At 43.4% G+C, this 599-nt stretch carries 2 tRNA genes; both read right to left on the bottom strand.

The window, feature by feature from the left end:
* Window positions 1–317 precede the first annotated feature (317 nt).
* A tRNA-Asp gene (locus ACTHUE_RS19850) sits at window positions 318–394 on the bottom strand.
* Between the two features lie 32 nt (window positions 395–426).
* Window positions 427–502 (bottom strand) — tRNA-Val (locus ACTHUE_RS19845).
* Window positions 503–599 lie beyond the last annotated feature (97 nt).

Raw genomic sequence — 599 nt, 5'->3', positions numbered from 1 at the left:
CAAATCCCAGAAGGTGCAGATGACGAAACACGCGATATCTTCGTCAAACTGATGGGCAAAGGCGAAGCCGCCGCCCGCCGCGCATGGATGGAAAAAGAAGGCGATACGGCAGAATTGGATATCTAATCTATTGTTTCAATAGACTAAAGGCCGTCTGAAACGTTAAAAGTTTCAGACGGCCTTTTTCAAAATCATCAGAATTTAAGGTCAAACAGTATTTCCATACCCCGTTACTTACCCTATTTCTATTTTTGCAGCTTGATTGAGTTTTTAAGACAAATAAAAAAGCACTGATATAATCAGTGCTTTTTAAATAATGGCGCGGCGGACGGGGCTCGAACCCGCGACCCCCGGCGTGACAGGCCGGTACTCTAACCAACTGAGCTACCACCGCGCATCCACTGTCAAAGACAATGAAAGGAAACTTGGTGGGTGATGACGGAGTCGAACCGCCGACATTCTGCTTGTAAGGCAGACGCTCTACCAACTGAGCTAATCACCCGATAAGCCGACATTAAATCAAAAAATCAGGCTACGCGCAAGGTTTTTATTTAAATAAAAATATATCCCATTGAAAGAATATAGAATATTTTATTTAA

The sequence above is a fragment of the Neisseria sp. P0021.S005 genome, assembly GCF_051956955.1.
Note: the sequence above shows the minus strand (reverse complement) of the source record. Positions and strands in the feature narration are given on the sequence as shown.